At 64.1% G+C, this 22,638-nt stretch carries 20 protein-coding genes; 8 read left to right on the top strand and 12 right to left on the bottom strand.

All coding sequences use genetic code 11. The features are described from left to right. The first annotated feature begins 131 nt into the window (after nucleotides 1-131). The gene (locus tag ABID59_RS18725; RefSeq protein WP_354084329.1) at nucleotides 132-593 is read left to right on the top strand and encodes an Lrp/AsnC family transcriptional regulator; all 462 of its coding nucleotides are present in this window, start codon (nucleotides 132-134) and stop codon (nucleotides 591-593) included. Between the two features lie 91 nt (nucleotides 594-684). Then, complete coding sequence (ppk2, locus tag ABID59_RS18720) at nucleotides 685-1,605, top strand: polyphosphate kinase 2 (RefSeq protein WP_187434594.1); 921 nt, start codon at nucleotides 685-687, stop codon at nucleotides 1,603-1,605. A 108-nt stretch (nucleotides 1,606-1,713) separates the two neighbouring features. Here the strand turns inward: ppk2 and ABID59_RS18715 are convergent, their stop codons facing one another. The 7 genes from ABID59_RS18715 to ABID59_RS18685 form a co-directional block, all read right to left on the bottom strand. Continuing rightward, nucleotides 1,714-2,793 (bottom strand): zinc-binding dehydrogenase, encoded by a 1,080-nt coding sequence (locus ABID59_RS18715; RefSeq protein ID WP_354084328.1) that lies wholly within the window; start codon nucleotides 2,791-2,793, stop codon nucleotides 1,714-1,716. 60 nt (nucleotides 2,794-2,853) lie between these two features. Then, nucleotides 2,854-3,795 carry a DMT family transporter gene (locus ABID59_RS18710; protein ID WP_354084575.1) on the bottom strand — a complete coding sequence of 314 codons (942 nt, stop codon included), beginning with the start codon at nucleotides 3,793-3,795 and terminating at the stop codon, nucleotides 2,854-2,856. Nucleotides 3,796-3,983: 188 nt separating this feature from the next. Then, nucleotides 3,984-4,823: an aldo/keto reductase gene (locus ABID59_RS18705; protein ID WP_354084327.1), complete on the bottom strand. Its 840-nt coding sequence runs from the start codon at nucleotides 4,821-4,823 to the stop codon at nucleotides 3,984-3,986. 264 nt (nucleotides 4,824-5,087) lie between these two features. Beyond that, nucleotides 5,088-7,793 carry a molybdopterin-dependent oxidoreductase gene (locus ABID59_RS18700; protein WP_354084326.1) on the bottom strand — a complete coding sequence of 902 codons (2,706 nt, stop codon included), beginning with the start codon at nucleotides 7,791-7,793 and terminating at the stop codon, nucleotides 5,088-5,090. Nucleotides 7,794-7,808: 15 nt separating this feature from the next. After that, nucleotides 7,809-9,026: an NAD(P)/FAD-dependent oxidoreductase gene (locus ABID59_RS18695; protein ID WP_354084325.1), complete on the bottom strand. Its 1,218-nt coding sequence runs from the start codon at nucleotides 9,024-9,026 to the stop codon at nucleotides 7,809-7,811. Nucleotides 9,027-9,036: 10 nt separating this feature from the next. Beyond that, nucleotides 9,037-9,465 carry a globin family protein gene (locus ABID59_RS18690; RefSeq protein ID WP_148748993.1) on the bottom strand — a complete coding sequence of 143 codons (429 nt, stop codon included), beginning with the start codon at nucleotides 9,463-9,465 and terminating at the stop codon, nucleotides 9,037-9,039. A 123-nt stretch (nucleotides 9,466-9,588) separates the two neighbouring features. Next, nucleotides 9,589-10,971: an MFS transporter gene (locus ABID59_RS18685; protein WP_354084324.1), complete on the bottom strand. Its 1,383-nt coding sequence runs from the start codon at nucleotides 10,969-10,971 to the stop codon at nucleotides 9,589-9,591. A gap of 691 nt (nucleotides 10,972-11,662) precedes the next feature. Between ABID59_RS18685 and ABID59_RS18680 the strand changes: the two genes are divergently transcribed. Both ABID59_RS18680 and ABID59_RS18675 read left to right on the top strand, forming a co-directional pair. After that, on the top strand, nucleotides 11,663-12,502 hold the full coding sequence (locus ABID59_RS18680) for a formate/nitrite transporter family protein (RefSeq protein WP_148748995.1): 840 nt from the start codon (nucleotides 11,663-11,665) through the stop codon (nucleotides 12,500-12,502). 59 nt (nucleotides 12,503-12,561) lie between these two features. Then, nucleotides 12,562-14,289 carry a bifunctional protein-serine/threonine kinase/phosphatase gene (locus tag ABID59_RS18675; RefSeq protein ID WP_354084323.1) on the top strand — a complete coding sequence of 576 codons (1,728 nt, stop codon included), beginning with the start codon at nucleotides 12,562-12,564 and terminating at the stop codon, nucleotides 14,287-14,289. A 35-nt stretch (nucleotides 14,290-14,324) separates the two neighbouring features. Here ABID59_RS18675 and ABID59_RS18670 read toward each other — a convergent pair whose 3' ends face one another. Then, nucleotides 14,325-14,993 (bottom strand): NAD(P)-dependent oxidoreductase, encoded by a 669-nt coding sequence (locus tag ABID59_RS18670; protein ID WP_354084322.1) that lies wholly within the window; start codon nucleotides 14,991-14,993, stop codon nucleotides 14,325-14,327. Between the two features lie 75 nt (nucleotides 14,994-15,068). After that, the gene (locus tag ABID59_RS18665) at nucleotides 15,069-15,938 is read right to left on the bottom strand and encodes an SDR family oxidoreductase (RefSeq protein WP_354084321.1); all 870 of its coding nucleotides are present in this window, start codon (nucleotides 15,936-15,938) and stop codon (nucleotides 15,069-15,071) included. A gap of 103 nt (nucleotides 15,939-16,041) precedes the next feature. Between ABID59_RS18665 and ABID59_RS18660 the strand changes: the two genes are divergently transcribed. Beyond that, a complete protein-coding gene (locus ABID59_RS18660) occupies nucleotides 16,042-16,935 on the top strand; it encodes a LysR family transcriptional regulator (RefSeq protein WP_354084320.1) in 894 nt (297 codons plus the stop codon). Nucleotides 16,936-16,959: 24 nt separating this feature from the next. Here ABID59_RS18660 and ABID59_RS18655 read toward each other — a convergent pair whose 3' ends face one another. After that, nucleotides 16,960-17,877 (bottom strand): intradiol ring-cleavage dioxygenase, encoded by a 918-nt coding sequence (locus tag ABID59_RS18655; RefSeq protein WP_354084574.1) that lies wholly within the window; start codon nucleotides 17,875-17,877, stop codon nucleotides 16,960-16,962. A 173-nt stretch (nucleotides 17,878-18,050) separates the two neighbouring features. Between ABID59_RS18655 and ABID59_RS18650 the strand changes: the two genes are divergently transcribed. Together ABID59_RS18650 and ABID59_RS18645 are read left to right on the top strand one after the other, a co-directional pair. Then, a complete protein-coding gene (locus ABID59_RS18650; RefSeq protein ID WP_354031693.1) occupies nucleotides 18,051-19,325 on the top strand; it encodes a serine hydrolase domain-containing protein in 1,275 nt (424 codons plus the stop codon). 330 nt (nucleotides 19,326-19,655) lie between these two features. Beyond that, complete coding sequence (locus tag ABID59_RS18645; protein ID WP_354084573.1) at nucleotides 19,656-21,113, top strand: sensor histidine kinase; 1,458 nt, start codon at nucleotides 19,656-19,658, stop codon at nucleotides 21,111-21,113. 4 nt (nucleotides 21,114-21,117) lie between these two features. Here ABID59_RS18645 and ABID59_RS18640 read toward each other — a convergent pair whose 3' ends face one another. Further along, nucleotides 21,118-21,849, bottom strand: a complete 732-nt coding sequence (locus ABID59_RS18640) for a cytochrome c biogenesis CcdA family protein (protein ID WP_148749001.1) — start codon at nucleotides 21,847-21,849, stop codon at nucleotides 21,118-21,120. 208 nt (nucleotides 21,850-22,057) lie between these two features. Then, nucleotides 22,058-22,324 (bottom strand): hypothetical protein, encoded by a 267-nt coding sequence (locus ABID59_RS18635; RefSeq protein ID WP_354084319.1) that lies wholly within the window; start codon nucleotides 22,322-22,324, stop codon nucleotides 22,058-22,060. A 110-nt stretch (nucleotides 22,325-22,434) separates the two neighbouring features. Here ABID59_RS18635 and ABID59_RS18630 point away from each other — a divergent pair. Further along, the coding region (locus tag ABID59_RS18630; RefSeq protein ID WP_354084318.1) for a hypothetical protein at nucleotides 22,435-22,638 on the top strand (204 nt) is incomplete at its 3' end.

The following is a 22,638-nucleotide window of genomic DNA, read 5'->3' as shown; positions in this document are numbered from 1 at the left end:
ATGCTCCCGGAAAACAGGTCGGAAGATGATACGCCTGCGGGCTGCGCCAAACTTCTCAATTTTTCGCGCCGTACGCTCAAATATTGGGATAATTTACCAATGACATCCAGCCACACATAGGTTCCATCCCAATGCCCGAGCTCGACGCCATCGACCGCAAAATCCTCAGCTCTCTCCAGACCGACAGCCGACTGACCATGCAGCAGCTTGCCGACAAGGTCGGGCTCTCGGTCTCGCCCTGCCATCGCCGGGTCAAGCTCCTGGAGGAGCGCGGGGTCATCTCGCGCTACATCGCAACCGTCGACCAGAAAGCGCTGGGGCTGCATGTCAGCGTCTTCATCTCGATCAAGCTCGCGCGGCAGAAGGAGGAGGACCTCAACCGCTTTGCCCGCGCAATATCGAAATGGGACGAGGTGCTGGAATGCTATCTGATGACCGGCAACCGCGACTACCTCCTGCGCGTGGTGGCGGCCGACCTTGCCTCCTACGAGATCTTCCTCAAGACCAAGCTGACCCGGCTCGACGGCATCGCCTCGATCGAGTCGAGCTTTGCGCTCAGCCAGGTCAAATATTCGATCGCGCTGCCGGTCTGACGGCCCCTGCCGGCCACCGGTGTCACATGGACGCAATAAACCCCGTCGATGGTCGCGGGCGACAGGCATCCTTGGCCCGAGAGAGAGACCCATGACTGCATCCGACCGCACCTCCCAGACCGCCAAGCGCGAGCGCATCATCCAGGAGATGGCCGACGATCTCGACGAGGAGCTGGAGATGGAGCTGGACGACTCCAGGCTCGACGAGTTGCTGGACGAGACCGACGTTCTCAACCCGACGGTCGATCGCCGGCTCTATTTCCGGGAGCTGCTCCGGCTTCAAGCCGAGCTGGTCAAGCTCCAGGACTGGGTGCAGAGCGAGAAGAAGAAGGTCGTCGTGCTGTTCGAAGGCCGCGACTCCGCCGGCAAGGGCGGCGTCATCAAGCGCATCACCCAGCGCCTCAATCCCCGCATCTGCCGCGTCGCGGCGCTTCCGGCGCCGAGCGAGCGCGAGCGCACGCAATGGTATTTCCAGCGCTATGTGTCGCACCTGCCGGCCGGCGGCGAGATGGTGCTGTTCGACCGCAGCTGGTACAACCGCGCCGGCGTCGAACGCGTGATGGGCTTCTGCACCGACGAGCAGTACCAGGAGTTCTTCCAGACGGTGCCGGAGTTCGAACGGATGCTGATCCGCTCCGGCATCATCCTGGTCAAATACTGGTTCTCCATCACTGACGACGAGCAGCAGTTCCGCTTCACCATGCGCATCAAGGATCCCTTGAAGCAGTGGAAGCTGAGCCCGATGGACGTCGAGGCCCGCAGCCGCTGGGAGGCGTACACCAAGGCCAAGGAGACGATGCTGGAGCACACGCATCTGCCGGACTCGCCATGGTGGATCGTCGACGCCGTCGACAAGAAGCGCGCGCGCCTCAACTGCATTGCGCATCTCTTGAGCCAGATCCCCTATCAGGAAGTTGGTCGCGCTCCGGTGGTGCTGCCGCCGCGCGTGCGCAATCCCGACTATCACCGCGGTCCGATCCCGCCGGAGATGTACGTGCCTTCGAAATACTGACGAAGGTCTCGTAGGGTGGGCAATGCGTAGCGTGTCCACCATTCTTACCACGGACGTGGACGCATGGTGGGCACGGCGCTTTGCGCTCTTGCCCACCCTACGACACCGTTATCGCCACGGCTGCACGATGATCTTGGTGTGCGCCTCGGGATTGGCGAGATCGGCGAACGCCTTGGCGACGCCGTCGATGGCTACCTCCGCCGTCACCATCGCCGCGGCATCCACCTGCCCTTCGGCGATCAGGCGCAGCGACCCCGAAAACTCCTCCGGCGTGTAGCCGAGCACGTACTGGACGTTGAGCTCCTTCATGATGCCGAGCATAGGCTCGCATCTGTCGCTCTCCATGCAGACGCCGACCACGACGATCCTGGCATCGCGCGGCGCGCCTTCGAACACCTGCTGCAGCAGGCCGGGCACACCGACGCATTCGAAGATGACCGCGGGCTTCAGCGCCGGCAGCATGGCCTGGAGCGGCGGCCGCGCCGCCTTCTCCGCCTCCGACATCTGCGCGTGCTCGGCCCAGGTCGCATAGGGCTGCGACATCTGGGGATCGACGATGATATCGGCGCCGAGCTGAGCTGCGAGCGCGCGCCGCGCGGGTGAATAATCGGCCGCGACGATCGGATGCAGCCCCTTGATCTTCAGAGCTGCGATCACCGCGAGCCCGACCGGGCCGCAGCCGATCACGAGCGGCACTTCGCCGCCATTGATATTGGCCTTTGCGACGGCGTGAACGCCGACCGCGAGCGGCTCGGTCAACGCGGCGTGTTCCGGCGCAAGGCCGTTCGGCACCTCCAGCAGCAACGGCTCGCTGAGCAGCATCGCTTCCGCATAGCCGCCGACAAAGTCGTTGGAATAGCCGATGCCCTTGATGCCTTCCGGCGTCAGCAGGGCGGGCAGCGAGCACACATGCGTGCCGGGCTTGAGCTTGCGCGCGGTGCCGGGGCCATAGTCGACGATCTCGCAGCAGAACTCGTGGCCAAAGACGACATCGCGCGACAGATCCATCGGCGTTCGCCCGGTCTTCTTCGCCATCTCCACCATCCGCGGCGCGTGCTGGCGCGCGTGCAGGTCGGAGCCGCAGATGCCGCAGGCAAGCGTCTTGACCAGCACCTGGCCGGGGCCGGGCTTCGGTTCGGCCATCCGGTCGACGACAATCTCACCATTCCTGAAAATCGCAGCGCGCATCCGGCTCCTCCCTGTTCGTTGGAGCCGTTGATAGCACGAAGCAGGACGTGTGAACTTGCGTCAGGGGTTCGGGGAACGCTCTTCCAGCACCAGCAGCTGGGCGCGGCGGATGCGTTCGCGATGGGCGATGTAGAGACCGCTGGCGACGATGAAGGCCGCGCCGGTGACGGTCCAGACATCAGGCAGCTCGCCGAACAGGAAGAAGCCCAGAATGCTGACCCACAGCAGCTGCGTGTAGGAGAACGGCGCCAGCACCGAGGCATCGCCATAACGATAGGCGAGCACGACGATCCACTGGCCGATCGTTGAGGCAAGACCGATCACGATGCCGAGCCCGATGCCCGTCCAGGTCGGCGTGACCCAGACGAACGGCACCATGATGCTCAGGATCGCAACGCCGGTGAGAGCCGAGTACGCCATCGTGGTGAGCACCGCCTCCCGCCCGCTCATCAAGCGCGTCATGATCAGCGCGGCAGCCCAGCAGAACGCCGAGACGATCGGGAAGAACGCAGCGATGTGGAACGCGCTCGAGCCCGGCCGCAGGATGATCATCACACCGATCAGCCCGATCGCGGTCGCGATCCAGCGGCGCATGCCGACCTTCTCGCTGAGGAAGATGATCGACAGCGCGGTGACGAACAGCGGCGAGACGAAGCCGGTGGCCGAGGCTTCCGCGATGGGGAGGAAACGCAAGCCGGTGATGAAGAACAGCGAGGAGCCGAGCAGCGCGACGCCGCGCATCAATTGCAGCCCGAGACGTTCGGTGCGCATCGCATGCAGCGGCGAGCCCGGCAGCATCACCGGCGTGAACATCAGCGCGAAGGTGATGAAGCGAATCCAGGTGATCTCGATCGACGGCAGGCTCGTCGAGAGATATTTCGCGGTGACGTCGGAGCAGCCGAGAAACACCGTCGACAGCAACACCAGCGCGATGCCCTTGAAGGGATGATCGACGCGCGCAGGCGCGCGGCGCGTCTGCTGCTTCTTCTCCGGCACGGGCATGGAAATACTGTCGAGCCTTGCGGCTGCGGCGGGCGGCGGTGTCACGGCTGGAACCTGGGAAAACGACGATTCGGGAACGGTCGTAAAAAACGACAAATGCGCCGCTTTCACAACTTCCGAAAACAGGATGCCGATATGCGCTCACGTCCGCGCGTGTCAATACTCCATTAATAATAGGCTTTTGTGCACTACAGCATAGGCAGGCCATGTGGCTTCGGACCGCGCGGAAACGCCGCATCCAGCGCTGAAATCTCCTCTTTCGTCAGCACGAGATCGCCAGCGGCCGCATTTTCGCTGGCGTGTTCCGCGGACGATGCCTTCGGAATCGCGAACACCGTAGTCGCACGGGTGAGGAAGCTCAGCGCGACCTGACGCGGCGTCGCGCGACGCGCCTCCGCGATGCGCGCCAGCACGGCGCCGGCCTTGCTGCGCTCGTCGGGAAAATCATCGTGTCCGAACGGCGAATAGGCGACGACCGCGACGCCATGCCGCTCGCACCACGGGATCACCGCGTGCTCGATCGCGCGCTCCTTGAGATGATAGAGCACCTGATTGCAGGCGATCTTGCCTTCGCCGGAAACGTCGAGGATCTCGTCGAGATCGGCGGCGTCGAAATTGGAGACGCCCCAGGACTTGATCTTGCCGGCCTTCACCAGTTCCTCAAACGCGGCGACGGTGTCTTCAAGGTCATACGAGCCACGCCAGTGCAGCAGATAGCAATCGAGACGGTCCGTCTTCAGCCGCTTCAGCGAGCGCTCGCAAGCGGTGATGGTGCCGCGACGCGAGGCGTTGCTCGGCAGCACCTTCGACACGAGGAACACGTCATCCCGGCGGCCCGCGATCGCATCGGCAATGACGAGCTCGGCATCGCCATACATCTCCGCGGTGTCGATATGGGTCATGCCGAGATCGAGCCCGCGTTGCAGCGCCGCGACCGCACGTTTGCGATCGCCATGGTCGAGATACCAGGTACCCTGCCCGATCACGGAGACATCGGCGCCGGTCCTGCCGAAGGGTTTTGCGTTCATGTTCGTCTCCGATGCCGATCTCTCGTCCAAGCAACTACCACGGAGCTCAAGAGTTCAGTTCACTGACGACAGCAAGGTGTTGGACGGCAGGCACGATAGGGCACAACGGCGCGGCCGTCGATTGCTGCGGGTGTCATCGCAAAAATTCGTGTACAGCTGCATCAACACCGTCATTGCGAGCGTAGCGAAGCAATCCAGACTGTCTCCGCGGAGGAAATCTGGATTGCTTCGCTGTGCTCGCAATGACGATGGAAAGAGCGCCGTCTAACCTGCCGCGCCCGCGACCTTTACCTGCTTCGCCGGGGCCACTTCGGTCGTCGCAATCAGCCGCTTCAGCTCGGGGATGCAGGAGCCGCAATTGGTGCCGGCCTTAAGCTTGGCTCCGATCTCGGCGGCGGTGCGGGCACCGCTCGCGATGGTATCGCAGATGGTGCCGCGGCCGACGCCGAAGCAGGCGCAGACGATCGGGCCGGTCGCCGCGGCGCCTTCGCTGGACTTGCCTGATAGCAGCATGCGGCGCTGATCGTCGGTGACATGATCGGCCGCGAAAACGCTCTTCACCACCTCCCAGTCGCCGGCATCATGCGCGGGGCCGACGAACAGGCAGGCCTCGATGCGATCGCCCGCGAACGAGGCCGCGCGGTAGACGCCGCCGCCGAAATCGCGGTACTCGGCCACGTCGTCGCCGGCGAGGCCATCGAGCCAGGCCGGCCAGCGCGACAGATCCGCATTGTCGGCGAAGAGATAGCCGAAGCCGCCGGCGACGGTCGCGCGGGTCCACAACAGATTCGGCGGCAGATCGAGCTGCTTGCGCGACAGCACAAAGCCGCGGAAGACGTATTCATACGGCGCGATCGCAGCCGGCGTCGCCTTCGACTCCGGCTGTCCGGAGAACGGATCCGTGAACGGCGCGACCAGCGCACCGACGCGGCCGTGCGAGGCATTCATCGCGCTCCAGTGGATCGGCGCGAACAGCGTGCCGCGCTGCTGCCGCTCGCTGACGACGGCCTTCAAGATGCACTGGCCGTAATCGGTGGCGATGCGGGTATAGCCGTCATGGACGATACCGTATTTATTGGCGTCGTCGGGATGGATCTCGACGAACGGCTCAGGCAGATGCGCGCCGAGCCGCTTGCTCAGCCCCGTACGCGTCATGGTGTGCCACTGGTCGCGGATGCGTCCCGTGTTGAGCCGCAGGGGACGCGACGGTCCTGTCTCGCTGCGCAGTGCCGGCACCTCCGGCGCGACGAAGCGGCCCTTGCCGTCATTGGTGAAGAAGCCGCCAGTCGCGAAGAAGCGCTCGCCCGGCGCCTCGCCCTCGCGCGCCGGCCATTGCACGGGCTTCAAGGCGTCGAAGTCCTCGTCGGACAGCGACGTCAGCGCGCCGATGTCGAAATCGCGGCTGCCGTTGTTCTCGAACGCCGAGAGCGCGGCATGCTCGCGGAAAATCTCGGCGGCGGATTTGTAATTGAATCCGTCGCCGAAGCCGAGGCGTTTTGCGGTCTCGCTGAGGATCCACCAATCGGGGCGCGCCTCGCCGGGTGCGGGGAGGAACGAGCGCTGGCGGGAGATGCGGCGCTCGGAATTGGTCACCGTGCCCGACTTCTCGCCCCAGGCCAGTGCCGGCAGCAGCACGTGCGGGCCGGCCTCGACCGTGTCGTTGGAGAGCACGTTCTCGGACACCACGAACAGCTCGAGCTTCTTCAGCGCCTCGCGCACGAAATCCGCATCGGGCAGCGACACCGCGGGATTGGTGCCCATCACCCAGAGCGCCTTGACCTCGCCGCGGTTGATCGCCTCGAACAGCTGCACCGCCTTCAGCCCTTCATGGGTGGCGATGCGCGGCGCTTTCCAGAACCGCCTGACACGGTCGATGTCGGGCGGCGTGAAGTTCATGTGCGCCGCGAGCTGGTTGGCGAGGCCGCCGACCTCGCGGCCGCCCATCGCGTTGGGCTGGCCGGTGAGCGAGAACGGCGAAGCACCGAGCTTGCCGATGCGCCCCGTCGCGAGATGGCAGTTCAGGATCGCGTTGACCTTGTCGGTACCCTGCGCCGACTGGTTGACGCCCTGCGAATAGAGCGTGACGACACGCTCGGTGTCGCGGAACATCCTGAAGAAGGCTGCGACGTCCTGCTCCGAGAGGCCGGTCGCCAGCGCGGTCGCGGTGACGCTGCCGGCGATGCTGCGCGCGCGCGCCAGCGCATCATCAAGGCCCGACGTGTTCCGAGCGATATACTCCTGATCCAGTGCGCCGCTGTCGGCGAGATGGACGAACAGGCCCGAGAACAGCGCGGTGTCGGTGCCGGGCTTGAGGCCGAGGAACAGATCGACCTCGCTCGCGGTATCGGTGCGGCGCGGATCAATCACGATCATGCGCGCGCCGCGCTCCTGCCGGTTCTTGACCATGCGCTGGAACAGCACCGGGTGGCACCAGGCGGCATTCGAGCCGACGAAAACGAGCAGATCGGCCTGGTCGAGATCCTCGTAGCAGCCCGGCACGGTGTCGGCGCCGAAGGCACGGCGGTGGCCGGCGACCGAGGACGACATGCAGAGCCGCGAATTGGTGTCGACATTGGCGGTGCCGACAAAGCCCTTCATCAGCTTGTTGGCGACGTAATAATCCTCGGTGAGGAGCTGGCCCGAAAGATAGAACGCGACCGCATCGGCACCGTCGCGCGCGACGATGTGCTGCATCCGATGGGCGACGTGATCGAGCGCATCGCTCCAGGCAACGCGCTCCAGCACGCCCTTGCAGCGGATCATCGGATACAGCAGCCGGCTCTCGAGCCCGACGGTCTCACCGAGCGCAGAGCCTTTCGAGCACAGCCGGCCGAAATTCGCGGGATGATCGGGATCACCCGCAATCGCAGCGCCACCCGCGCCGTCGGGCGTTGCGAGCACGCCGCAGCCGACGCCGCAATAGGGACAGGTCGTCTTGGTGGTGCGGAGGCTGGGGTCGATCGCCGTCATGTCAAGCCGTCTCCTTCACGCCGCCTTGGACGGAAACGCGAGCGCGCGGCCGAACATCATGTCCGCGCGAATCCCGGCGATCTTCTCGCGAGTGCGGATCAGCTCGAGATACCAGAGCGCATCCGTGGTATCGCCAATCAGGACGGCGCCGGTGAGGCATCCGTCGGCAATGACAAGCTTCTTGTAGGTACCGCGCCTGCGGTCGGTCAGCACGAGGCTCTCGCTGCCCTCGCCGCCCATGAAGTCGCCGGCGGAAAACACGCTGACGCCGGAGACCTTGAGGTTGGTCGAGACCACGCTGCCCTGATAGGCGGCGGGTCGGCCGCCGAGATGCCGCGCCAAGACGCGCGCCTGCTCATAAGCCGGCTCGACCAGGCCGTAGCAGGTGCCGCGATGCTCCGCGCACTCGCCGAGCGCGTAAATGTCGGGCGATGCGGTTTGCATCTCGTCATTGACGACGACGCCGCGGTTGACCGCGATGCCGGCCTCCTTGGCCAGCGCAATGTTGGGCCTGATGCCGGCGGCGAAGATCACGGCGTCGGCCTCGATGCGGCTACCATCGGCAAGCTCGACGGCTTCGACATGGCGCTCGCCATGGATGCGGGCGGTCGAGGCATTGAGCAAAATGCGGATGCCCTTGCGCTCGACCAGCGTCTTGAGCAGATCGGCGGCCGGCCCATCGAGCTGGCGCTCCATCAGCCGGTCCATCAGATGGAGAAGCGTCACGGGCGCGCCGGCCTTCGCAAGGCCGTAGGCTGCCTCAAGCCCGAGCAGGCCGCCGCCAACCACGACGACGCGCTTCTTCGCGGCCGCCAGCGTCAGCAACAGGTCGACATCGCGCGTGTCGCGAAAGGTATGGACACCGGCGAGATCGGCGCCCGGCACGTTGAGCCGCAGCGGCGTCGATCCCGTGGCGAGCACAAGCTTGGAATATTCCATGCTCTCTTCGCCGGCGATCTTGAGCTCGCGGCGGCCAGTGTCGATCTCGGTGACGCGATAGCCATAGCGCACGGTGACACCGCGATGGCGCCACCAGTCCGCCGGGCGGAGCTCAATCTCGTGCGAGCCGGTCTCGCCGGCCAGCACGGAGGAGAGCAGCACGCGATTGTAAGCGAGCCGCGGCTCATCGCCGATAACGGCAACCGCGTAGCGGCCGAGCGCAGTCTTGGCGAGTTCATCGACCAGACGCGCGGCCGCCATACCGTTACCGACGATGACCAGCGGTTCACTCACAAGGCATCTCCTATTCGGCGGCCTGCGACTGTGCGCCGTAGGCTTCGGAAATCATGTAGCCGGACAGCACGCCATAGGCGTCGGTCCAGGCGGTTGCGAGTTCGCCCGTCCAGGCCTCGCCGAGGCCCTTCTCCAGGGTCCAGAGCAAGGTCGCGCCGACCACGGGATAGTGCTCGGCCTTGGCGCCATAGGCGACGTGACGCTTGGCGAGCGCCGAGGCCGCGGGAAGAATCGTCTCGAGATTCGACAGGCCGCTGACGACAGCAGCCAGCATGCCCATCAGCTTCTTGCGCTGCTCGGTCATGTCCTCGGGAAACATCGCACGCACGGACGGCGCCACTTCGAACAAGCGGTCGTAGAACAGCTGCGAAGCTGCTTCGGAAATCGGCGCGACCTTGGAAAAGCTTTGCTGCACGAGGGCGATCTGCTGAGGTGTCATGATGGTTTCCTGTCTGTTTCGGTCTGCCTTTGTCCGCGCCGTTGCGGAGAAAGCTCATGGATCAAACGTCATCAGAGCGGCTTCTCCCCGCGTGCGGGGAGAAGCGAGTTTCGTAACGCGCGATTACACGCGCGCTTCGGCGAGGCTTGGCGCGCCTTCCGCCTGCGGGCTGCGACGCAGGTAGAACCACCAGGTCATTCCGAGGCAGATCGCGTAGAACGCGAGGAAGATGGCGAGCGCGACCTGCGGTCCGCCCGTCATCGCGATCGACTTGCCGAAGCTGCTCGGGATCAGATAACCGCCAACCGCACCGACCGCGCCGATGAAGCCGACAGCCGCACCGCTCTCGATGCTCGCGGTCTTCAGCGCGAGAGCGCGCGCCCCATCGCCCTTGCCGCGCACCTTGAACAGGTTCTCCTCGCGGAAGATCGAGGGGATCATGCGGTAGGTCGAGCCGTTGCCGATGCCCGTCGTCAGGAACAGGATCAGGAACATCGCGAGGAAGCCGGTGAAGTCCTTCTCTCCGACGAAGTACAGCACGCCGATCGTGGCCGCCGCCATCGCGATGAAATTCCAGAAGGTGATGATGGAGCCGCCGACCTTGTCGGCGAGCCAGCCGCCGAACGGACGCGACAACGAGCCGACCAGCGGACCGAGGAACGCGATCGAGATCGTGATCGTCGGAAACTGAGTCTTGATCAGCAGCGGAAACGCCGCGGAGTAGCCGATGAACGAGCCGAACGTCCCGATGTAGATGATGGCCATGATCCAGGTGTGCTTGCGCTTGACGATCGCAAGCTGGTTCTTGATCGACGACTTGGCCGAGGTCAGGTTGTTCATGAAGAACACCGCGCCGATCACCGCGATCGCGATCGGCAACACCCACATCAGGCCGGCGTTCTGGAGATAGACGCCGCCGACCGGCGCTGCTTGGAACAGATTGATGACGGCGAGCGTCATCAGGATCGGCGTCAGCAGCTGCACGCTGGAGACGCCGATATTGCCGCCGGCCGCGTTCAGGCCGAGTGCCCAACCCTTCATCCGGTCAGGAAAGAAGAAGGAGATGTTGGTCATGCTGGAGGCGAAATTGCCACCGCCGAGACCGGCCGTCGACGCGATCAGCAGCATCAGCCAGAACGGCGTTTCGGGCTGACCGACGAAATACGCAAGCGCCAGAGTCGGGATGAACAGCACGGCTGCGCTGAAAATCGTCCAGTTGCGCCCGCCGAACGTGGTGACCGCGAACGTATAGGGAAAGCGCATCAAGGCGCCGATCAGGCCCGGCACAGCCACGAGCTGGAACAGTTCGTCGGTCGAGTAATGGAAGCCCGCCTGCGGCAGCTTGGTCGCGACGATGCTCCAGATCAGCCAGACCGAGAAGCCGATGTGCTCAGCGACGATCGACCAGATCAGATTACGCCGGGCGACGACTTTGCCGCTCGCATTCCAGAACGCCTCATCTTCGGGGCGCCAGTCAGAAATCCACTTCGGATTGCCTTCCTTCATTGGAAAAGTCCCTTTCACTAGGAAGCGGGACACCGACTGACGCGGGGCGCAAAGATGCACGCTCGGGGAAGCCCCCCGTTTTCGGCGGTGTCACGATTTGAATGATTGCTCGGTGACGGCGTCGATGGCGTCGAGACGCTTAATTCAAGCTCCATGCCAAGTCGGCCAGCGCAAGAAATAAGAATAATTACAAAGCCTTATCTAATTGCCTAAAATATAATCACGCCTATAATTGCATCAAAAATTTGCTGGCCGCTCATTTCTTGAATGCGGATTCGCCCGTTGATTGTGCGTCGCACAAGAGTTGGGCAGGAGCCCGTTTTCGCGCCAGCCCGCCGCGGCGGCGGTCGGACGCGATGTTCTCCAGAAGGGCTATCCCCTTCCAGCACGAGCAAATTTGGGCTCGGAATGCAGCCTGCCGTGCCGGATCATCTGGCACATCGATTGCTTCCACTCTGCCTAGTCAACGATGACTGACAGTGAGCCGGAGCGCGAAGCCACCGAAGGCCACTGGGAAGCCTATTCGCTGGTCCGCCAAGGCGCGGTCATCGTGACGCTATCCCTTGCGCATGTCGATGTCGCTTTCCGGTACGCGCCCCAATCCCACGGGGCGCGAAAGCTCACTGGTCTGACAAAGGCGTCGATCCGGCACGGACCGGGTCGATCATGCACATGAGCAAAGGAGCTGTTGATGTCGTATCTCGCACCTTCGGAATTCGTCACCAAGATGGTGGACGCAGGCGAATCCAAGATCTTCATGTCCACCAGGGATACGGTCATCCGCGCCTACATGGCCGGCGCCATCCTGGCACTCGCCGCCTGGTTCGCCGTCACGATCAACGTCAACACCGGCCAGCCGATCATCGGCGCACTGCTGTTTCCGGTCGGATTCTCGATGCTCTATCTGTTGGGCTTCGACCTTCTGACCGGCGTGTTCGTGCTCGCGCCGCTCGCGCTGATCGACAAGCGGCCGGGGGTCACGCTCGGCGGCGTCTTGCGGAACTGGGGCCTCGTCTTCATCGGCAATTTCGCCGGCGCCCTCACGGTGGCCTTCATGATGGCTTTCGTGACGACGTTCGGATTCACGCAGGACCCGGACAAGGTCGGCGCGGCCATCGGCAATATCGGTGAAGGCCGAACGCTCGGCTACGCGGCACATGGCGCCGCCGGCATGGCGACGCTGTTCATCCGCGGCATGCTCTGCAACTGGATGGTCTCGACCGGCGTCGTGGGCGCGATGATCTCCACGACTGTGCCGGGCAAGGTCATCGCGATGTGGATGCCGATCCTGGTGTTCTTCTACATGGTGTTCGAGCATTCCGTGGTGAACATGTTCCTGTTCCCTTCAGGCCTGATGCTCCATGCCAAGTTCTCGATCATGGACTATTTCATCTGGAACGAGATCCCGACCGTGCTGGGTAACCTCGTGGGCGGCCTCGCCTTCACCGGACTGACGCTGTACGCGACGCATGTGCTGACGAAGCCGAAGCGCGAACCGGGTGCGAAGGCGCAGACCCGCGCCGCGGCCTGATCGTCAACAAAGGGAGCCTCGCCTGATAAGGTGAGGCTCCCTTTGCATTGGTGGCGAGGATGGACCGGGGCTTGCGAATTTCGATCGGGCAGCACTCCGACAGGGGGCGCAAGCCGGTCAATCAGGACTTTCACGGCGCCCTCATCCCGGCGGAGCCGCTGTTAGGCCTGAAGGGGATTGCCGTCGTCCTGGCCGACGGCATCTCGAGCAGCGCGGTGAGCCAGGTGGCGAGCGAATCCGCGGTCAAGAGTTTCCTGACCGACTATTACTGCACGCCCGAGTCCTGGACGGTGAAGACCTCGGCGCGACGCGTGCTGGAAGCCACGAATTCATGGCTCCACGCCGAGACGCGCCGTAGCCAATACGCCTATGATCGCGACAAGGGCTATGTCTGCACCTTCACAGCCATGGTGGTCAAATCGACCATGGCCCATATCTTTCACGTCGGCGATTGCCGGATCTACCGCGTCGCCGGCAAGGCGCTCGAGCAGCTCACCGACGATCACCGCGTCATCGTCTCGTCGGAACAGACCTATCTCGGCCGCGCGCTCGGGATCAACCCGCAAATCGAAATCGACTACCAGGCGCTCCAGATCGAGCAGGGCGACATCTTCCTGCTGGCCACCGACGGTGCCTACGAGTTCGTCGATCATCGCTTCGTCAGCACCGCGCTCGCGACGCACGCGGACGATCTCGATGGAGCGGCGAAATCCATCGTCGAGGAAGCCTATCGGCGCGGCAGCGATGACAACATCACCGTCCAGATCCTGCGCATCGACGAAGTGCCGCCGACCGGCTCATCCGACATTTTTGGCGGCACGGCCGAGCTACCGCCGCCACCGCTGCCGGAGCCGCGGGCGCTGTTTGACGGCTATCGTATCGTCCGCGAGATTCACGCCAGCAGCCGCAGCCACATCTATCTCGCGGCCGACACCGAGACTGAGGAGACGGTCGCGCTGAAGATCCCCTCGATCGATCTTCGCGACGATCCCGCCTATTTGAAGCGGTTCCTGATGGAGGAATGGATCGCGCGACGGATTGACAGCCCGCACGTCCTGAAGCCCCGCTCGCGGTCCAAACGACGCAACTATCTCTATGTCGCGACCGAGTTCATCGAGGGGCAGACGCTACGGCAGTGGATGCTGGACAATCCTCGCCCCGACCTCGAGACCGTGCGCGGCATCGTGGACCAGATCGCCGCGGGCCTGCGCGCCTTCCATCGCATGGAAATGCTGCATCAGGATCTGCGACCAGACAACGTCCTGATCGACAGGACCGGCACCGCGAAGATCATCGACTTTGGTGCGGTCAAGGTCGCCGGCGTCGCCGAGGCGGCACCGGACAACACCGAAATCCTCGGCACGGTGCAGTACACAGCGCCAGAATACTTCCTTGGCGAAGGCGGCTCTCCCCGATCGGACATGTTCTCGCTGGCGACCATCTGCTACCAGATGCTGACCGGAGAGCTGCCTTACGGCGCCCAGGTCGGCCGTATCAGAGGACGATCGGACGCGTGGAAGCTCAGATACCGTCCGGCCAGCCATGACGACCGCGCCGTCCCGGTCTGGATCGACGGCGCGCTACGCAAGGCGCTGCATCCGGATCCCAACAAGCGCCACGAGGATGTGTCCGAATTCACCTACGAGCTCAGAATCCCGAACCCCGCGTACCTCAGCACGCGGACCACGCCCCTGATCGAGCGCAATCCGCTTCTGTTCTGGAAACTGACCACGGTGGTCCTGGCCTGCGCCGTCGTCGTCCTGCTCGCCCTGCTGCACGCGCGCTAGCAGGGCCGGTCTGGGTCAGGCCGGGTCGGCCGCCTTCACCATGTGATCAACGGAGAACGATGCAGCCAGGCATCAGCGCGCAGCTGGTCCAAGACGAACCTCGCAACGTCTTCTCGCGATATGCCTCCGCCATGGAAGTTGGATAGATCCGTGAGCGCCCGGATCGTATCGCGGCTCGGCTTGTTGTTCAGGACGGAGGGGCGAACCAGAACCCAATCGAGGCCGCTGTCTCTCACGATCGCTTCCTGACGATCCTTGTCGGCGTACACTCTGCGCAGGAGAAGCGGGAAAATCAGGTTGTCGAAAAGAAAACCGCCGTGCCCGACACTGTTACCGGCTCCCATTCCCGTGATGCAGACCAGACGTGAGACTTGCTCGATCTGCATTGCGCTCGTGAGTGCACGCGTCGCTGTCGAGAGAAGCGTCACCTCTCGGAACGGGCTTGCCGGTGTGCCCAGCGCGCTTACGACGGCGTCACGGCCCTTGAGCGCCTGGCGCAGCACTTTTTCGTCACGGGCGTCTCCGACAATGAGCTTCGCCCCCTTGAGATCACGCGCCTTCTCGGCAGAACGCACGAGCACGGTGACGTCGTACCCTCGCACCACCGCCTGGCTGACGATCAGACGGCCAGTAGCGCCGGTCGCTCCAAGAACCAGTATCTTAGGTGGGGCAGTCCGGATGTCGTCGGTTTCAGAATTTTGCATGGTAGCTACCTCGAGGCGGGACGCCTGCGCTGGCGATTGCATCCTTGTTGTCATTGTCGGGTATGGCCCGCGCCCTCAGGCCGACGCCGCGATCTCGGAGGCGAAGTCGCGATAGGAACGCAGGGGACGGCCCAGGAGCGCGGTCAGACGCTCGACGTCGCCAGCGTCGGGAATCATGCCGTCCGTCAGGAAGCGCTCGCACATCAGCCGCATGTCGTAGGCCATCCAGCCCGGCATGAACTGTCTGAGGTTCTGCTCGAATCTGCCGGCGTCGTCGCCGCCATAGGCGATCGTGCGGCCCAGCCCCTCCGACCAGATGGTGGCGATATCCGCGCCGGTCAGCGTGTCCGGACCGACGAGATTGATCCGGTTGAGCGGCAGAGGCCCGGTGGCGCGCTCGCGGCGGATCAGCTCGATGGCTGCGATCTCGCCGATGTCGCGCGCGTCGATCATGGCGAGCCCCTTGCTACCGATCGGCATCGGATAGACACCATGTCCGAGCACGACGTCCTTGATCGTGAGATCGTTGTTCATGAAGTAGGCCGGCCGCAGGATCGTGGCGTTGAAGCCCATCTGCTCGATCATCCGCTCCACACCGAACTTGCCCGCGAAGTGCGGCACGTTCACGTAGAGATCGCTGTGGATCACTGACAGGTAGACGATCCGCTCGACGCCCGCCTCGCGCGCCAGGTTGAGCGCGATCAGCGCCTGCGTGAATTCATCTGCCACCACTGCGTTGAGCAGGAACAGGGTGGATACGCCTGACAACGCGCCGCGCAAGGAGTCGACATCGAGCAGGTCGCCCTGCGCGACGATGACGCCTGTCGGGAAATTGGCCTTCGCGGGATCGCGGACGAGAGCACGAACATCGGCGCCGCGCTTCACCAGTTGTTCGACAACTTGGCGGCCGACAGTGCCGGTTGCGCCGGTAACGAGGATGGTCATGGGGGTCACTCCGGTTGGGGTCAAAAGACACTCCGGAAACTAGCGATCCACATCTGGCCCGATAGACGCTATATTTAGACCTTCTGTCTCACTGGTGGAACGCATGGATCTGCTCGCCCTCGCTGATTTCAATCTCGTCGCCCGCCACGGAGGGTTCGGACGGGCCGCACGTGCCGCTGGGCGGCCGAAGGCGACCCTGTCCCGCCGGGTCGCGGAACTGGAGAGCAGCCTCGACCTGCGCCTTTTCGAGCGCGGAGCGCGCGCCCTGAAGCTCACCCAAGAGGGACGTGCACTTTACGAGCGAACTGGCGCGCTGCTGACTGAACTCGACGAAACCACGGCGGCGATCGCTTCGGGTGGCGACAGGCCGCGCGGCAGGCTGCGGATCAGCGCACCGTTGCTGTTCTCGCAAACCGCGATGGGGAAGCTCGCCGCCGGTTTCGCGCTCAGATATCCGGAGATCCGCCTTGAGGTCACGACGGAAGACCGGAGCGTCGACATGGTGGAGGAAGGCTACGACCTGGTCATCCGGGTCAATCCGGATCCGGATGAAAGCCTCGTCGGACGAATCTTTCTGCGCGACCGGCTGGTGATCGTGGCGAGCCCAAGCCTGAAACGGCCGAGGGGCGATCACGCTGTGCCGGCTATCATGCGCGGAGCGGGCGACCGCAAGACAACCTGGGAAGTGACGGTGCCAAAAGGAAAATCGCGCATCGCGGTTGATCCGGTGCTTCGCCTGTCATCGCTCGTCATGGTCCGCGATGCGGTCCGGGCGGGCGTCGGCGCCGCACGCCTTCCAGTGTCACTGGTCAGTCACGACCTCGCCGCCGGCACGCTGGTGCATTGGGGCGACGTCGACGGACCAGAGATCGCGCTGTGGACGCTCTATCCATCGCGCCGGCTCTTGAGCGCGCGCGTATCCGCCTTCCTCGACTTTATGAAGGAGGCCTTTCCGATGGGGACGCCCGACGAGCTGGCGGCCTATATCGGGAGGTGAGAAGCGGCGCGCCCGGCAGGGCCGTCAGGCCGGCTCCGCCGCCTTCGTCCCAAGCGGCTTCGGCGCCATGCCGCCGCCCGGCTTGAGGTGGAATTCGTAGGTCATCAGGTGCCATTGTCCGCTCGCCTTGCCGCCGTCGGGCATCTCAAGGTCGTTGCGCGGCTCGACCTTGGCGACGAGGTCGTCCTTGACCCCGAACACCACGTCGGAATCGAGATATTTGTCGCCGTCCATGAAGACGTGGGTGATCAGCGGCTCGTAGCCCTTGGCATTGACCAGGAAGTGCACATGCGCCGGGCGCATCGGGTGGCGCTTGGTCTGCACAATCATCTCGCCGACCGGCCCGTCCGTCGGGATCGGATAGCTGCACGGCAGAATGGTTCGGAAGAAGAAGCGGCCGTCGGCGTCGGTGATGAAACGCGCCCGCGCCGACGCGCCGACCTCGTCGTAATTCGCCTTCTGTGAATCGTAGAACCCGTCATCGTCGGCATGCCAGACGTCGACGGGGACATTGGCGAGCGGCTCGCCCTTGAGATCGGTGACGCGGCTCTGCACGAACATCCGCTCGCCGGTGAGATTATTCGGCGAGATATCGGTGCCATGAGCGGTGATCTTGTGCTCGCCGACATAGAACGGGCCGAGCACCGTGGTCTGGGTCGCGCCGTCGCGGTCACGGTGGTTGACGGCATCGACCAGCATGGAGACGCCGAGCACGTCGGACAGCAGGATGAACTCCTGACGGGTGTCGGTGCATTTCTGGCCGGTGCGGGTCAGGAAATCGATGGCGTATTCCCATTCCTCGAAAGTGAGACCGGTCTTGCTTACGTAATCGTGCAGCGACTTCATCAATTCCTGGAGCAGGAATTTCGCACGCGGATTCGGTGTCTGGTCAAAGCTCCGGACGACGGCTTCGGTGAGTTCGGTCTCGTTGAACTGGGTCATGATGCGTTTGCCTTGCATTTTTCTCGTTGGCCCGTGAAAAGTCCTGAGGGCTCCCTGGAGGCGTTCCAGACTGGAGCCTACACCAGTCGGTGGGCTCGCGTTAAGCGCGACCCGCTTGGAATGGGGGCCCCATTTCGGCTATTACCTCCTGCAGAAACTGCCCGGAGGAACTGATGCTCGCCCCTACCCCCGCCTCGCCCGAATCCGTCGGCATGTCCAAGGCCGCGCTCGACCGCGTCGATGCACACCTGAAGAACCGCTACATCGATGCCGGCCGTTTCCCGGGCACGCATCTGCTGGTCTATCGCCGCGGCAAGGTCGCGCACAGTTCGGTCCAGGGCTTTGCCGATATCGAGCGCAAGGCGCCGGTCAAGGACGACACCATCTACCGCATCTATTCCATGACCAAGCCGCTCACCAGCGTCGCCTTCATGATGCTGGTCGAGCAAGGCCTGGTCGCGATCGACGAGCCCGTCGCAAAGTACATTCCGGAATGGAAGGATCTTGGCGTCTTCGTCGCGGGCACCTCACCCGCCTTCCTGACCCGGCCGCCGTCCCGGCCGATGCTGATCGTCGACCTCCTGCGCCACACCTCCGGGCTGACTTACGGCTTCCAGCAGCGCTCCAATGTCGATGCCGCCTATCGCGCCGAGAAGATCGGCGAGGTCGAGAAGTCAGGCACGCTCCAGACCATGATCGAGGCGCTGGCCAAGATCCCGCTGGAGTTCTCGCCGGGCGAGGCCTGGAACTACTCGGTCGCGACCGACGTGCTCGGCTATCTCGTCGGCAAGATCTCGGGCATGCCGTTCGAGCAGTTCCTCAAGACGCGCATCCTCGATCCGCTCGGCATGACCGACACCGATTTCCACGTGCCGGCATCGAAAGCGCACCGTTTCGCTGCCTGCTACTCGGCAGATCCCGGTGGCGGCATGACCTTCCATGCCGGCCAGCGACGCGAGGGCCTGACGCTCCAGGACGATCCGACCAAAAGCTCGTTCCTCTCGCCGCCCTCCTTCATCTCCGGCGGCGGCGGCCTGTGCTCGACGGTCGCCGACTATCTCACCTTCTGCCGCGCGCTGCTCAACGGCGGCGAGCTCGGAGGGGTCAGGCTGATCGGGCCGAAGACACTGGCACTGATGACGACCAACCACATTCCGGGCGGCCGCTTCCTCCCCGAGGTATCGCGCTCGCTGTTCTCCGAGGCGACCTATAACGGCATCGGTTTCGGCCTCGGCTTCGCCGTCACCATCCGCCCGGCGGAGACACTGATCGCCGGCAGCCCCGGCGAATATAATTGGGGCGGCGCGGCCACGACCTCGTTCTGGATCGATCCGGCCGAGGAGCTGATCACGATCTTCATGACGCAGGTGCTGCCGTCGAGCGCCTATCCGCTCCGCCGCGAGCTGCGCAGCATGATCTACGCCGCGATCACCGAGAGCAATCTCTGACCTTCCCAACATTTGTTGCAACGGGCTTCGCGCATCATCGCGGAGCCCGCCACATCGCATCGAGAAGCCCGGATCGCCGGGCTCAGCGTGGCGGTCGTGTACGCCATGTGTCTTCTGCTCACCGCCATCAGCATGAGTTGAGACGGCGGCGATTGCGCCGCAAAAATCCTGTCTGGCCTGCTCGCCGGATGTGAAAATCATGGCGCAGCGCAAATCCTGCCCGTATGGTTTGACAAAATCATAATCCGGCGTCGCAGCGCTGGAACCGGGACGCCTGCGTTGTCAAAGCTCTCTTTGCCGGTCCGGCTCGCTCTCCTGGTGACGGGAACGATGTTGCCGTTGATCGTTTTCGCCGTCGGCCTCGCCTATTCCAACTATCGCCAGGACCGCAGCGACGCGACGCGCCGGGTGCTCGAGACGGTGCGAAGCATGCGCCTCGTGCTCGATTCCGAGGTGCAGCGGATGACGGGCGGCCTGCAGGTGCTCGCGCTTAGCGAGTCCTTGCACAGGGGCGACTTCGACAGTTTCCGCCGCTCGGCAGTCGGGTTCATCAGCCAGTATGGCGAGGACAGCGTCCTGCTGCTGGCCGACAAGTCCGGGCACCAGCTGTTCTCGACGCTGACGACCGACACGGCGAGCCTGCCGCCGCGCAACAATCGCGATATCGTCGAACGAGTCTTCGCGAGCAAGACGCCGCAATTTTCCGATCTGTTCACCGGCTCGTCCAAGAAGCGCCCGATCGTCACGGTCGAGGTCCCGGTGCTGCGTGACGGCGAAGTCGTCTACACGCTCTCCTTCAGCCCGCCGATCGACATCTTCCAGCACCTGGTCGAACGGCAGCGCCCCGACGAGCAGTGGACGGTATCGCTGCTCGACAGCAAGGGCGTCGTGTTCGCGCGCGCCCCCAATCCGAACGAGACTTTCGGCAAGCAGGCTTCGCCGTCGCTCTATGAGGCGATGTTCCGCGCACCCGAGGCGGTTCTGTCGAGCGTGTCGCTCGACGGCGTGGCCCTCGCCTCGGCCTATGCGCGATCGCGGCTGACCGGCTGGACCGTCGCCGCCGGCGTCACCGAGAGCTCGCTAATCGCGCCGCTCTGGCGCGACATCGCGATCACCAGCCTGATCGGCGGCGTGCTGCTGCTGGTCGGCCTCACCTTTGCGGTCAGGATGGCGACCACGATCGCGCGCGGCGACATGCTGCACAATCTGCTGATCGAGGAGCTCAACCACCGCGTCAAGAATACGCTGGCGCTGATGCAGGCCATCGCAGTGCAGACTTTCCGCAGCGCCAGCCGCGACGAGCGGACCAAATTCGAGGGGCGCCTCTGCGCGCTGGCCGAGGCGCACAATCTCCTCAGCCAGGAGAAGTGGGCGGGCTCGGAGCTGCGAGACGTGATCGCACGCGCGCTACAGCCGTTCCTGCTCGCCAATCCCGATCGCATCAGGATGGCCGGCCCCACCGTGCCACTGTCACCACGGCTTGCCGTGGTGCTGTCGATGATCGTGCATGAAATCGCGACCAACGCCGCGAAATACGGCGCGCTGTCCAACGAGACCGGCCGGGTGACCCTGGACTGGGAGATAATGGAAGATGCGCCCAAGCCGCGGCTCCGGCTGATCTGGACCGAGACTGGCGGCCCGCCGGTGACCGCCCCGGTGCAGCGCGGCTTCGGCTCGCGCCTGATCGAGCGCAGCGCGCGCGACCAGCTCGGCGGCGAGGCAACGGTCGACTTCCTGCCGCGCGGCGTGGTCTGCACGGTCATCTGCGCGCTGGACGAGGAGCGGTGAACGCCTACCCGATCGTCTGCAGCGCCGGAAATGTCTCCAGCAGCCAGATGCTCACATTGGAGACGGCGCCGGTGAGGAAGCCGACGCCGGTGATGACCATCAACACGCCCATGGCGCGCTCGACATTGACGAGCTGGCCCTTCATGCGCGCGAACAGCTTTGAGAACTGCTCGATCATCAGCGCCGCGATCAGGAAGGGAATGCCGAGGCCGGCGGAATAGACCGCGAGCAGTCCCGCCCCCTTCGTCACCGTCGCCTCCGCCGCGGCGATCGAGAGGATCGCGGCGAGGATCGGGCCGATGCAGGGCGTCCAGCCGAAGGCGAAGGCGAGGCCCATCACATAGGCGCCCCAGAGACCGACGGGCCTTGGTGCAGTCAGGCGCCCCTCGCGCATCAACAGGCCGATCCGCGTCAGCCCGAGGAAGTGCAGGCCCATGATGATGATGACGATGCCGGCCAGGATCGACAGTTCCGCCGACCAGGCGCGGATCAGCCCGCCGACCAGCGAGGCGCTGGCACCGAGAGCCACGAACACCGTCGAGAATCCGAGCACGAACAGCAGCGCCGCCATCATGATCGCGCGCTTGGAGGTCGACGCCGGCTCGTCGCTTTCGACATGCTCGATCGTGGCGCCGGTGAGATAGATCAGATAGGGCGGAACCAGGGGCAGGACGCAAGGCGAGAGGAAGCTGACGAGGCCGGCAATCAGCGCCGCCGTAATCGAGACATTTTGCATGATGCAGTCGGAGCCATCCCGGGCCCTCGGGCAGCGCTCCGGGAATGGGCGCATGGCCGGAGCCAAACCGGCTCTGGTGTAGCCGATGCCGGGGAATGCGCAACAGAGGCGCGATCAAACCAAGGCTCCTCCCGATGCCGTCTGCGATCACAGATGCGGCATCGGGACGCGCACAAATCTCGCCAAAAAGCGAGATTCAGCGGCGCGGCTACTTCACCACGCGGAGCAGCGGACGCCGGGGCTGGTCCTGCGTCTGCTTGGAGGGGGGCAGCGGCTCGCTGGCAGCGCTCCGCAGCATTTCGTCGCACAGCGCCTTGAGGTCCGCACTGTCAATTCCTTTGAGCTTCATCCTGACATCGAGGATGACGATCGAGAGCAGCTCAGCCGACTCACGGCTGTTGCTCTCGTTGAGAACCTTGCGGCACTCCTCGAGCGTCTCGAGCACCGACTGCAACTGTTTGTCTGAATGCGACACGGCGTTCTTTCCGTTAGTTCGGGCTGCGAGACGTGCTTGAAACGATCCCCTTGGCCCCCAAAGCGAGCCAAGGATAGCATGAGGAGTCCGCGCCCTCGAAGATGATTTCAATGTGTTTCTGCGTCGAAACCGCAGTTCCAGATGGCTTTGCAAAGCGGCGCAAGTCGGAATGGCGAGAGCTGAAACGCTTGAAGCTGAAACGCTTGAAGCTGAAACGCTTGGAGCTGAAACGCCTGGAGCTGAAACGCCTGGAGCTGAAACGCCTGGAGCTGAAACGCCTGGAGCTGAAACGCCTGGAGCTGAAACGCCTGGAG

This window comes from Bradyrhizobium sp. S3.3.6 (assembly GCF_040546905.1).
GTDB lineage: Bacteria > Pseudomonadota > Alphaproteobacteria > Rhizobiales > Xanthobacteraceae > Bradyrhizobium > Bradyrhizobium cytisi.
Note: the sequence above shows the minus strand (reverse complement) of the source record. Positions and strands in the feature narration are given on the sequence as shown.

Excerpts from the sequence above, each read along its gene's own strand:
- ABID59_RS18665 (WP_354084321.1), bottom strand. The coding sequence starts at position 15,938 with ATGACCATCCTCGTTACCGGCGCAACCGGCACTGTCGGCCGCCAAGTT.
- ABID59_RS18725 (WP_354084329.1), top strand. The coding sequence starts at position 132 with ATGCCCGAGCTCGACGCCATCGACCGCAAAATCCTCAGCTCTCTCCAG.
- ppk2 (WP_187434594.1), top strand. The coding sequence starts at position 685 with ATGACTGCATCCGACCGCACCTCCCAGACCGCCAAGCGCGAGCGCATC.
- ABID59_RS18670 (WP_354084322.1), bottom strand. The coding sequence starts at position 14,993 with ATGCAAAATTCTGAAACCGACGACATCCGGACTGCCCCACCTAAGATA.
- ABID59_RS18705 (WP_354084327.1), bottom strand. The coding sequence starts at position 4,823 with ATGAACGCAAAACCCTTCGGCAGGACCGGCGCCGATGTCTCCGTGATC.
- ABID59_RS18685 (WP_354084324.1), bottom strand. The coding sequence starts at position 10,971 with ATGAAGGAAGGCAATCCGAAGTGGATTTCTGACTGGCGCCCCGAAGAT.
- ABID59_RS18715 (WP_354084328.1), bottom strand. The coding sequence starts at position 2,793 with ATGCGCGCTGCGATTTTCAGGAATGGTGAGATTGTCGTCGACCGGATG.
- ABID59_RS18710 (WP_354084575.1), bottom strand. The coding sequence starts at position 3,795 with ATGCCCGTGCCGGAGAAGAAGCAGCAGACGCGCCGCGCGCCTGCGCGC.
- ABID59_RS18700 (WP_354084326.1), bottom strand. The coding sequence starts at position 7,793 with ATGACGGCGATCGACCCCAGCCTCCGCACCACCAAGACGACCTGTCCC.
- ABID59_RS18640 (WP_148749001.1), bottom strand. The coding sequence starts at position 21,849 with ATGCAAAATGTCTCGATTACGGCGGCGCTGATTGCCGGCCTCGTCAGC.
- ABID59_RS18655 (WP_354084574.1), bottom strand. The coding sequence starts at position 17,877 with ATGACCCAGTTCAACGAGACCGAACTCACCGAAGCCGTCGTCCGGAGC.
- ABID59_RS18660 (WP_354084320.1), top strand. The coding sequence starts at position 16,042 with ATGGATCTGCTCGCCCTCGCTGATTTCAATCTCGTCGCCCGCCACGGA.
- ABID59_RS18645 (WP_354084573.1), top strand. The coding sequence starts at position 19,656 with ATGTTGCCGTTGATCGTTTTCGCCGTCGGCCTCGCCTATTCCAACTAT.
- ABID59_RS18675 (WP_354084323.1), top strand. The coding sequence starts at position 12,562 with ATGGACCGGGGCTTGCGAATTTCGATCGGGCAGCACTCCGACAGGGGG.
- ABID59_RS18650 (WP_354031693.1), top strand. The coding sequence starts at position 18,051 with ATGCTCGCCCCTACCCCCGCCTCGCCCGAATCCGTCGGCATGTCCAAG.
- ABID59_RS18680 (WP_148748995.1), top strand. The coding sequence starts at position 11,663 with ATGTCGTATCTCGCACCTTCGGAATTCGTCACCAAGATGGTGGACGCA.
- ABID59_RS18690 (WP_148748993.1), bottom strand. The coding sequence starts at position 9,465 with ATGACACCTCAGCAGATCGCCCTCGTGCAGCAAAGCTTTTCCAAGGTC.